Source organism: Cryobacterium melibiosiphilum, from assembly GCF_003602235.1.
In the GTDB taxonomy this organism is placed as follows: domain Bacteria; phylum Actinomycetota; class Actinomycetes; order Actinomycetales; family Microbacteriaceae; genus Cryobacterium; species Cryobacterium melibiosiphilum.
In genome coordinates this window covers 137666-146688 of the sequence record NZ_QZVS01000090.1, presented here as the reverse complement: position 1 = coordinate 146688, position 9023 = coordinate 137666, and the positions used below count along the sequence as shown (strand labels likewise).

The 9023-nt window shown below is 68.4% G+C and carries 9 protein-coding genes; 6 read left to right on the top strand and 3 right to left on the bottom strand.

Annotated features, from left to right (window positions below; translation table 11 throughout):
• Positions 1-2032: translation initiation factor IF-2 (gene infB / locus D6T64_RS15345; RefSeq protein WP_119975566.1), on the top strand; the 2032-nt coding region annotated here is incomplete at its 5' end.
• Positions 2033-2151: 119 nt separating this feature from the next.
• Complete coding sequence (gene rbfA, locus D6T64_RS15340) at positions 2152-2709, top strand: 30S ribosome-binding factor RbfA (protein ID WP_119975547.1); 558 nt, start codon at positions 2152-2154, stop codon at positions 2707-2709.
• Between the two features lie 83 nt (positions 2710-2792).
• Here rbfA and D6T64_RS15335 read toward each other — a convergent pair whose 3' ends face one another.
• Positions 2793-4064, bottom strand: a complete 1272-nt coding sequence (locus D6T64_RS15335) for an FAD-binding protein (protein WP_158594900.1) — start codon at positions 4062-4064, stop codon at positions 2793-2795.
• 62 nt (positions 4065-4126) lie between these two features.
• The gene (locus D6T64_RS15330) at positions 4127-5038 is read right to left on the bottom strand and encodes an HhH-GPD family protein (RefSeq protein ID WP_119975546.1); all 912 of its coding nucleotides are present in this window, start codon (positions 5036-5038) and stop codon (positions 4127-4129) included.
• A 52-nt stretch (positions 5039-5090) separates the two neighbouring features.
• Here D6T64_RS15330 and D6T64_RS15325 point away from each other — a divergent pair, with 52 nt between their 5' ends.
• Positions 5091-5693 carry a nucleoside/nucleotide kinase family protein gene (locus D6T64_RS15325; protein ID WP_119975545.1) on the top strand — a complete coding sequence of 201 codons (603 nt, stop codon included), beginning with the start codon at positions 5091-5093 and terminating at the stop codon, positions 5691-5693.
• A 92-nt stretch (positions 5694-5785) separates the two neighbouring features.
• Here D6T64_RS15325 and D6T64_RS15320 read toward each other — a convergent pair whose 3' ends face one another.
• Entirely contained in the window at positions 5786-6790 is a 1005-nt protein-coding gene (locus tag D6T64_RS15320) for a ketopantoate reductase family protein (RefSeq protein ID WP_119975544.1), read from the bottom strand.
• A 228-nt stretch (positions 6791-7018) separates the two neighbouring features.
• Here D6T64_RS15320 and truB point away from each other — a divergent pair, with 228 nt between their 5' ends.
• From truB to D6T64_RS15305, 3 genes are read left to right on the top strand one after another with little or no spacing between them, the layout of a single operon-like run.
• Positions 7019-8110, top strand: coding sequence for a tRNA pseudouridine(55) synthase TruB (truB, locus tag D6T64_RS15315; RefSeq protein ID WP_199719182.1), 1092 nt, complete (start codon positions 7019-7021; stop codon positions 8108-8110).
• Entirely contained in the window at positions 8107-8475 is a 369-nt protein-coding gene (locus D6T64_RS15310) for a hypothetical protein (protein ID WP_119975543.1), read from the top strand. Before truB ends, D6T64_RS15310 begins: the two co-directional genes overlap by 4 nt.
• A gap of 58 nt (positions 8476-8533) precedes the next feature.
• On the top strand, positions 8534-9022 hold the full coding sequence (locus D6T64_RS15305) for a hypothetical protein (RefSeq protein WP_233551220.1): 489 nt from the start codon (positions 8534-8536) through the stop codon (positions 9020-9022).
• Position 9023: the final 1 nt, after the last annotated feature.

The following is a 9023-nucleotide window of genomic DNA, read 5'->3' as shown; positions in this document are numbered from 1 at the left end:
CGGTGCCCGTCCAGGCGGAGCTCCGGCCGGAGCGCCCGGCTTCGGCCCGCCCCGCCCCGCTGGTGGTGGCGCCGGTCGTGGCCGCGGCCCCGGCGGCGGTACCGCTGGTGCCTTCGGTCGCGGTGGTGGCAAGAACAAGGCCCGCAAGTCGAAGCGCACGAAGAGAGCAGAATTCGAACTGCGCGAAGCTCCGTCGCTGGGTGGAGTATCCGTGCCCCGCGGCGACGGTGGAACCGTTGTTCGCCTGCGTCGCGGCGCATCGATCACCGACTTCGCCGACAAGATTGACGCGAGCCCCGGAAACCTCGTGACCGTGTTGTTCCACCTCGGTGAAATGGCGACGGCTACGGAGTCCCTCGACGAGGCGACCTTCGGTGTGCTCGGCGACGAGCTCGGCTACAAGATCCAGATGGTCTCTCCCGATGACGAAGACCGTGAGCTGCTGCTCGCGTTCGATATCGACATCGACCAGGAGCTGGAAGACGAAACCGACGAAGACCTCGAGGTTCGTCCTCCCGTGGTCACCGTCATGGGTCACGTCGACCACGGTAAGACCGCGCTCCTTGACGCGATCCGCAACGCGAAGGTGGCCGAAGGCGAAGCCGGCGGTATCACCCAGCACATCGGTGCGTACCAGATCATCACCGAGCACGAGGGCATCGACCGTGCCATCACCTTCATTGACACACCGGGCCACGAGGCGTTCACCGCCATGCGTGCTCGTGGTGCTCAGGTGACGGACATCGCGATCCTCGTTGTTGCCGCCGATGACGGCATCATGCCCCAGACCATTGAGGCACTCAACCACGCCCAGGCCGCCAACGTGCCGATCGTGGTTGCCGTCAACAAGGTGGACAAGCCCGGAGCCAACCCGCAGAAGGTGCGTCAGCAGCTCACCGAGTTCGGCCTCGTGGCCGAAGAATACGGTGGAGACGTCATGTTCGTCGACGTCTCGGCTCGCCAGAAGACCGGTATCAAGGAAATCCTTGACGCCGTGCTCCTGGTCGCCGATGCCGGCCTCGACATGCGTGCCAACCCCAACAAGGACGCTCGCGGTGTGGCCATCGAGGCCCGCCTCGACAAGGGCCGCGGCGCGGTTGCCACCGTGCTCATCCAGTCCGGAACGCTGCACGTCGGAGACTCCATCGTGGCGGGAACGGCCTACGGCCGCGTTCGTGCGATGGCCGACGAGAACGGTAACGCCGTTCAGGCTGCGACCCCGTCGCGTGCCGTGCAGGTGCAGGGCCTTTCGAGCGTTCCGCGCGCCGGTGACACCTTCCTCGTCATCGAAGAAGACCGCACCGCACGTCAGATCGCCGAGAAGCGTGAAGCCGCCGAGCGCAACGCACTGCTGGCCAAGGCCCGCAAGCGCATCAGCCTCGAAGACTTCACCCGTGCACTCGAAGAGGGCAAGGTCGAATCGCTCAACCTCATCATCAAGGGTGACGTGTCCGGTGCCGTTGAGGCCCTGGAAGAGTCGCTCCTCAAGATCGAGGTCGACGACAGCGTGCAGCTGCGCATCATCCACCGCGGTGTCGGTGCGGTCACGGAGAGCGACGTCAACCTCGCCACCGTCGACAACGCCATCATCATCGGATTCAACGTTCGCCCCGACACGAAGGCCCGCGAACGTGCGGCTCGTGAAGGCGTCGACGTGCGCTTCTACTCCGTCATCTACAACGCTCTCGAAGACATTGAGAACTCCCTCAAGGGAATGCTCAAGCCCGAGTTCGAAGAGGTGCAGAGTGGTATCGCCGAGATCCGCGAGGTGTTCCGTTCCTCCAAGTTCGGCAACATCGCCGGTGTCATCGTGCGCTCCGGTACGATCACGCGAAACGCCAAGGCGCGGGTCATCCGCGAGGGCGTCGTCGTGGGAGACAACCTGGGCATCGAATCGCTGCGTCGTTTCAAGGACGACGTCACCGAGGTTCGTACGGACTTCGAGGCCGGTATCGGGCTCGGCAAGTTCAACGACATCCAGATCGGTGACGAGATCGAGACGATCGAAATGAAGGAGAAGCCGCGGGTCTAACCCCGGTTTCACCGCTTCATCGCTTCACCACCACGGGTCTTCGCTCGATTCGCCCCCGGGCATCGGGCGGAGACCCGTGGTCTTTAACCACAGATATTCAATCCCAGAAGGAGCAAGTCATGGCAGATCCGGAACGCGCGAGAAAGATGGCGGACCGCATCAAGGTCATCGTCGCCAAGCGCATCGAACGCGGCCTCCGCGACCCGCGGCTCGGTTTCGTGACGATCACTGACGTGAAGGTGACGGGTGACCTGCAGCACGCCTCCGTTTTCTACACCGTCTACGGGTCGATCGAAGAACGCACCGACAGCGCCGCGGCACTGAAAGCCGCGACCGGCATGATGCGCAGCGAGGTCGGTAAGAACATCACCGCCCGCCTGACCCCGTCGATCGAGTTCATCGCCGACGCGATCCCCGAGAACGCTGCCCTCATCGACGATCTGCTGCGTGAAGCGCACGAGCGCGACACCGCGACCGAGGACAGCAAGGGCACCGCGACCTATGCGGGCGAGGCTGACCCGTACAAGAAGCCGCGCGACTATGCCGCAGAAGAAGCCGAAGCCGAAGAGGCCGAAGCAGCAGACGACGAAGCCGCAGACGATGACCTGCCGAGCGATGAAGACGATGCCGACGACGATTCGGTCATCACGACCGTGACCGGCGACGACGCGAAGTAGCCTCACCGCGTCGTACCGTCACGACGTGCTGGCGGATGCCGATCCCCGGTCCGGGGGTCGGCATCCGTGTCTCCGTGCGGGCGTTAAATGCCGAGGGTGCGTTCCAGGAACGCATTGCCGAACCGGCGGTGCGGGTCAACGCGCAGCGCCTCGAGGGCGAAGTCATCCAGCCGCTGGTAGACCCGCTGCAGCTCGCCGGCGGCCATCGTCGAGACCTTGCCCCAGTGCGGGCGGGCATTGAAGGGGGCCAGGGCTGCCTCCACGTGCGGCAGTACGGCCAGCACCTCCGGATAGCGCTGGTGCCAGGTGAAATGCACCGCGAAGCTGTCGCGGCCGTAGCTGGGGGAGAGCCAGCCGGCATCCGCGGCGACGGTGCGCAGCTCGGCCACGTACAGCAATGGCTCGATCAGGTGCGCAATGGCCCGGAGGGCCTCGATGACGGGTTCGGCGTGCTCGATCGCGACGAGGTACTCGGACTGGATCTCGGTGCCGAGGCTCGGCTGAAAATCACTGCGAAAGTGTGGCAGGCGTTCGTTCCAGGGGCCGGGCACCCCGAGCTGCTCGGTGACGTTCTCGGCGGCGGCGCCCTTCAGGGGATGCACGGCGACGGCCGCCGCCGAGCCGCCGAGCGCCGCCAGATCCACGGCGGGCACGTCGTCGCCCACGCGGCGCTTGGTCAGAATCTGCTGCGTGTTCGCGCCCACGAACGTCGTGAACACGCTCACGCTGTAGCCGTCGGCCATGATCTCGGCAAAGTGCGGCAGTGCGGCCGCCCACGGCAGGTCCTCGTGCACGGTCTGGGTGACCTGAAAGCTCGGTTCCACCTCGAGGGTGACGCTCGTCACGATGCCGAGGGCGCCGATGCCCACGACGGATGCCGCGAACCGGTCGTCCCCGCGCCGCAGCGTCTCGAGGGTCCCCGACGCCCGCACGATGTCGAAGGCGAGCACCTTGGCCGCGAGTGACCCATTGCGCACCCCGGATCCGTGGGTGCCGGTCTGGATCGCGCCGGCGACGGAGATGTGCGGCAGCGATGCGAGGTTGTGCAGGGCGAACCCGCGGTGCTCGAGGAACGCGGCGAGCTGCGCGTGAGTCACGCCGGCGCCGACACGAACCGTGCCGGCGGCCGGATCGAGTTCGATGTCGCCCTCGAGCCGGTCGAGAGCGACGAGCGTGCCGGTCGTGTCTGCCGAATCGTTGAACGAATGCCGCGAGCCGAGCGCCTTCACGCGTCCGCTGGTCGCGACGATGTCGCAGAGTTCCGCCACCGTGCTCGGCTGCCGCAGGTCGGTCGTTCCGTACGTGAGGTTGCCGGCCCAGTTGTGCAGGCGCGCGGTCGTGTTGGTGCTGGTCATCTGTCTCCCCGTTGAGCGTCACGCAGGCGTGTCGAGCCCGAACCTCAGGCTGAACTTCCGTTCTAGTCTGGCAGCAGGTAGCCGCCCGAGGGCGCAGCCACCGCGAGGCCGTCGACGAGCAACCCGGCCAGGGCGCGGTCACGCTGGGTGGCGTCGGGCCAGAGGGTGGTGATCTCGGCATCCGTCACCGGTCGGTGCGTGGAGCGCAGCTCGGCCATGATCAGGCCGCGCACCTGCCGGTCGCTGCCCGCGAAGCTCTTCTGCACGGTCTTGCGCGGGCCGTCGTAAACCGGGTAGCCGGCGGCGCGCCAGGCGCAAGTGTTACGAATCGGACAGTCGTCGCAGTGTGGAGTGCGCGCGGTGCAGACGACCGCGCCGAGCTCCATCGTGGCGGCGTTGAAGACCGCGGCCTCGGTGTCGTCGGGCGGGAGCAGCGCATTCATGGCCTCGAGGTCACGGGTGCGGGAGGGCGGCGCCGGCTCGGCCTGGCCGGTGATCGCGCGGGCGATGACCCGGCGGGTGTTGGTGTCCACAACCGGATGCCGATGCCCGTACGCGAACACGGCGACCGCCCGGGCGGTGTAGTCGCCGATGCCGGTCAGCTCCAACAGGGTGTCCACGTCGTGCGGAACGACGCCGCCGTGCTGCTCGGTGATCTGCACCGCGGCCGCGTGCAACCACAGCGCGCGGCGGGGGTAGCCGAGGCTCGCCCAGGCCCGCACGGCTTCGCTCGCCGGCACAGCGGCGAGGTCTGCCGGGGTCGGCCAGCGGGCCAGCCACTCCTCGAGCCGGGGAATCACCCGGTTCACCGGCGTCTGCTGCAGCATGAACTCGCTCACCAGGATGCCCCAGGCACCGAAGCCCGACCGGCGCCACGGCAGGGAGCGGGCCTCGGCACGGAACCAGGCGTTGAGCACGACGCCCACCGGCTGGTGTCGGGGAGGGTGCAGGTCGGTGGGGGCCGTGGCAGTCATCCATTCCAATCTAATCGCCAACCACGGTGGCCCGGAGGCTTAGGCTTTTCCCATGAAGCTCGTTTCCACACCCCGCACAGACTTTCTGCGTTCCCTGGCCGCGGAGATCATGCACAATTACGGTCGCGGCCGCACGATCATCGCCGTTGACGGCACGGATGCCTCCGGTCGGGTCGCTTTCGCCGGCAACCTGGCCGAGGTGCTCACCGAAAACGACCGCCACGTCTTTCGCGCGTCGATGCGGTACTTTCAGAAGGCCGGCAACGAACAGGATTCCTCGGAACCCGACCCGCAGCTGCGCCTGTACCGTTCCGGTTTCGACGATTCGGCGTTGCGCCGCGTGCTCGTGGAACCGTTCCGGATGGGCGGCAGCACGGGCTTCGTGCTCAAGCAGCGCGACCCCACCAGCGGCGAGTGGATCCAGCCGAACTGGCACACCGCGCCGCACGACGCGGTGCTCATCCTGGACGGCGAGTTCGTGAACCGGCCCGATGTGCACAACCTGTGGTCGTACAGCGTGCTGCTCGAGACGGCTGCCGAGACCCCGGCGCACGCGGCCTACCTGGCGGAGGTGTCGCCGCGGGACAGCGTCACCGCGGTCATCGACAACACCGATCCGGCCGGCCCGGTGCGGCGGTTCCTCGACCGTTGCTGAGCGCGCGGGGTGTGCGCGGCTTCACTGTCGATACGTGACAGCTGTGAGCGAGCAACATCGCTCTAGCGGGGTCGCGAGCTCACAGCTGTCACCTATCGACACCCGCCCGCGAATCGGGCGAGCACCGCGTCGGGCGTCAGCGAGATCCCGCTCACCTCGACCTCGTGCACCAGGGCGGTCAGCACGGCGCTGACCGGTGCGCTGATTCCCGCCAACGTGGCCGCGCGCACGATTGCGCCGTTGAGGTAGTCGATCTCGGTGACCTGTCCCCGTTGGAGGCTCTGCAGCGTCGAACCCTGGTTGGGCACCGCGCCCATCCGTGCCCGCAGACGAAGCGGCAACAGTTGGCCGGCCCAGAGCGGCAGCACGGCGAAGGCCCGCAGTCGGCGGTCGTCGAGGCCCTGCAGCTGGCCGAAGGTGACGCCGCGTGCACGGGCGACCCGCACGGCTTCCCGCATGCTCGCCGTCATCACGCGGCGCAGTCCGGGATGGTCGATGACCTCCTGCACGCTGAGGCCGGTGATCGCCGGCAACGCGTTGAGCATGTTGACCACGAGCTTGGTCCACTGGGCGCCGACGAAGTTGCCCTCGGCAGAGGTAGGAACCGCGGTGCCCAGCACGGCCTGCCAGTGCCGAGTGGCGGCATCCGCTGCCCCGGAGTCGCGACCGAGATAGGTCGGCGCCGCCGTGGTCACCCGCACGACCCCGGGGGACTCGTAGTGCGCGGCGATCAGGGTGAGGGCGCCGAAACACTCGGAGTCCGGCAGCAGCCGGGCCGCGGTCGTGACCCCGTCGAGGCCGTTCTGCACGACGATCACGGGGGAGCCGTTGATGGCCGACGCGTTATCGGTGATCGCGGCCTCCGCATCGTGCGCCTTGGTGCAGACGAGGGTCAGGTCGGGTGTCTCGGTGAGCCGTTCGAGCGCGATCGGTCGGCAGTGCGTGTCCCCGAACCCGCCAGACAGGCGGATGCCCTCCTCCCGGATCACGTCGAGCGCACGCCCGCGGGCGGTCACCGTGACCCGGTGTCCGGCTCGGGCGAGCAGCGTCGCGAAGGTGCTGCCGAGCGCCCCGGCGCCGATGACGGCTATCTGCACGGTAAGAGGCTGCAGCAGGGAGCGCAGGAATGGGCGCAGGAGCGGGCGCCGGACGGCAACGGGGTGAGCATGGGATCAGCCTAGGGTGCCGGTGCGCGCCGCGCGGCACGACGACCGGCACCCCGGCGGCTGGCCACGCGGCGCCTGATAAACTGGCGTCGTGCGCAGCGCCTTCGGCACCAAACCTCATCCCGTTCCCGGCGTCCCAACTTCTTCGGAGGCCCGCGCATGAGCGCCGACACCACCCGCCCGGTCCAGCCCCGGCCAGCTCGCCCGCAGGGCATCACCGCGAGTGGCCTGCTGCTCGTCGACAAGATCCAGGGCTGGACGAGCCACGATGCCGTCGCCCGCACCCGGCGCCTGGCGGGCACCCGCAAGGTCGGCCATGCCGGCACCCTCGACCCGATGGCGACCGGCCTGCTCGTGCTCGGCATCAACAGCTCGACCCGGCTGCTGACCTACGTCGTGGGCCTCGACAAGGAATATTTCGCCACGATCCGCCTCGGCGCGTCCACGACGACGGATGACGCGGAGGGCGAAGAGATCGGCCGCGCGACGCCGGAAACCGTCGCCGCGCTGACCGCCGAGGTCGTGCACGCCGGCATGACGGCCCTGACCGGCGCCATCGAACAGCGCCCGAGCGCCGTGAGCGCCATCAAAATCGACGGCCAGCGGGCGTACGCCCGCGTGCGCGCCGGTGAAGACGTGCAGCTGCCACCCCGACCGGTGACCGTGAGCGCCTTCGAGCTGCTCACGAGCACTGCTGTCGACGGGTTCCTCGACCTCCAGGTGCGCGTCGACTGCGGCTCCGGCACCTACATTCGTGCCCTCGCCCGCGACCTCGGCGCCGCGCTCGGAGTGGGGGGCCACCTCACCGCGCTGCGCCGCACCCGCATCGGCCCGTTCCGCATCGACGACGCCCGACTGCTCGACGAGCTCGACGTCGCCGCGAACCTCATCCCCCCGACGGATGCCGCCACCCGGCTGCTCGCTCGTCTCGACCTCACACCGCAGCAGGCCATCGACCTGGGCCACGGCAAGCGCATCGACGTGGAACCCGCGTTCGCCGCCGCGATCAAGGCCCGTCCGGGGTCGGGGCATGATGGCGCCGGGGCGGTCGTGCCGGTCGCGGCCGTCGCCCCGGACGGCCGGCTCGTGGGCCTCGTCGAGCTGCGCGGGCACCACGCCAAGTCGGTGCTGAACTTTCCGCCCGACGTGCCGGCCGAGGCCTCGGCGTCCGACGTGCCCGACGTGCCGGTCGAGCCCGCAGCGCCCGCCGAGCTCCCGGCATCCGTCACCGAGGCGGACCAGAACCGATGATCGAGTGGTTCAGCTGGCTCCAGCTCGCGGTCATGGTGCCCGCCGGAGTGCTCTGCGTGGTGCTCGGCCTGTTCGGGCGCAAACCGACCGACCTCACCATGGGCGCCACCCTGCTCGTGGAACTGCTGCTCATCGTGCAGCTGGTGGTGGCGTTGGTCGCCCCGCTGGTGGGCAACGAGGCGACCGGCAGCCTGCTCGAGTTTTACACCTACCTGATCAGCGCGATCCTGCTGCCGGTCGCCGCGGGCTTCTGGGCGCTCATTGAGCGCAGCCGCTGGAGCACGGTCATCCTCGGCGTCGCGTGCCTGTCGGTCGCCGTGATGGTGTACCGCATGGTGCAGATCTGGACCGTGCAGGGGGTATGACGCCCGAGTCGGCGCCGGTGAGGCTGTCGTCAGCGAATGCTGGCATAATTGCCGTGCGATGACAGAACAGCAGACCGGCGTGAATCCCCAGCAACCGCCACGATCCCCGTCGGCCGCTGGCCGACCGGCCGCCTCACGTGCGACCGGTATCGGGCGACTGCTGATCGCCGTTTACGGCGTGCTGGCCCTCGCGGCCACGGGTCGCTCGTTCGTGCAGATCCTGTCGAAATTCGACGAAGCGCCGCTCGCCTATTCGCTGTCGGCCCTCGCCGCGGTCGTCTACATCGTCGCCACCGTCGCGCTCATCAACCGGGGCGCGCTCTGGTACCGGGTTGCGTGGGCCACGATCGGGTTCGAGATGCTCGGCGTGCTCGTCGTCGGCACCCTGAGCCTGGTCGACCCGGCCCTGTTCCAGCACGCCACCGTCTGGTCGGTGTTCGGCAGTGGCTACCTCTTTATTCCGCTGGTGCTGCCGGTGCTCGGCATGTGGTGGCTGTACACGCACCGCCCGGCCGTTCAGGCCGTCGCGGGCCGGAAGACGCCATGAC